Consider the following 1,416-nt stretch of genomic DNA (forward strand, 5'->3'; position numbering starts at 1 on the left):
GGGGAGAAACGTCATGGCTGATACATCATTGGGGACCGCAGAGCAGCTGCGCGATCCGAACTATACACCGGCTCTCGCGAAAGCGATTCCACTTGGTATCCAGCACGTGCTGGCCATGTTCGTCTCGAACGTGACACCGGCCATCATCATCGCCGGGGCCGCTGGCTTCGGCTTTGGCTCGGACGCAGGGGCGCAGGGTTTCCCTGACATGACCTACCTGATCCAGATGTCGATGCTGTTTGCCGGCATCGCCACGCTGTTCCAGACCATCGGCTTTGGCCCTGTTGGTGCCCGCTTGCCAATCGTGCAAGGCACATCGTTTGCCTTTATCCCGATCATGATCCCGCTGGTGGCCGGCAAGGGTGTCGAAGCGCTGCCAGCCTTGTTTGGCGGCGTCATCATCGGTGGCCTGTTCCACACATTCATCGCCACGTTCATCGGCAAAATCCGCTTCGCCCTGCCACCTTTGGTAACCGGGCTTGTGGTGACGATGATCGGTCTGGCGCTGGTCAAGGTCGGCATCCAATACGCCGCTGGCGGTGTTCCTGCCATCGACAAGCCGGAATACGGCTCACTGTTGAACTGGTCGGCGGCTTTGGTCGTGGTCTTCGTGACCTTAGCGCTGAAGTTCTACGCCAAGGGCATGCTGGCCGTGTCTGCGGTCGTGATCGGCATCTTCGTGGGCTACCTCTATGCCATGACCGTCGGCATGGTGACCCTCGAAGGCATCGCCACCAGCTGGGGCCGTGCGGCACCTGTCGCCTTCCCGATGCCGTTCAAATACGGCTTCGAGTTGAGCTTTGCCGCCGTTGTCGGCTTCTGCCTGATGGCCTTCGTGTCCGCGGTTGAGACCGTGGGCGACGTCTCGGGCATCACCAAGGGCGGCGCAGGCCGTGAGGCGACCGAAGAAGAGATCACCGGTGCGACCTATGCGGACGGTGTTGGCTCTGCTGTTGCGGGCATCTTCGGCGGCTTCCCGAACACTTCGTTCAGCCAGAACGTGGGCCTGATCGCCATGACCGGCGTGATGTCGCGCCACGTGGTGACCATCGGCGCGATCTTCCTGATCATCTGTGGCCTGATCCCGAAAGTTGGCGCGGTCATCCGCACCATCCCGATCGAGGTCTTGGGCGGCGGCGTGATCGTGATGTTCGGCATGGTTGTGGCCGCCGGTATCTCGATGCTGTCGGACGTGAACTGGAACCGCCGCAACATGGTGATCTTCGCGATTGCCCTGTCGGTTGGCCTTGGTTTGCAGCTTGACCCGAAGGCGGTGCAATACCTGCCCGACACGCTGCGCATCCTGATGACCTCTGGTCTTTTGCCAGCGGCGCTGATCGCCATCGTGCTGAACCTGATCCTGCCGGAAGAGCTGTCCGGCGAGGCCACCGAAGAGGTGTCCGGCGGCATGGCAGG

The 1,416-nt window shown here is 61.7% G+C and carries 1 protein-coding gene; it reads left to right on the forward strand.

Annotation, left to right across the window (positions count from 1 at the left end; translation table 11 throughout):
- Nucleotides 1-13: 13 nt before the first annotated feature.
- The coding region (locus tag BCF46_RS19590; protein ID WP_147436033.1) for a nucleobase:cation symporter-2 family protein at nt 14-1,416 on the forward strand (1,403 nt) is incomplete at its 3' end.

It is taken from the genome of Litoreibacter meonggei, from assembly GCF_003663885.1.
Taxonomy (GTDB): Bacteria; Pseudomonadota; Alphaproteobacteria; order Rhodobacterales; family Rhodobacteraceae; genus Litoreibacter; species Litoreibacter meonggei.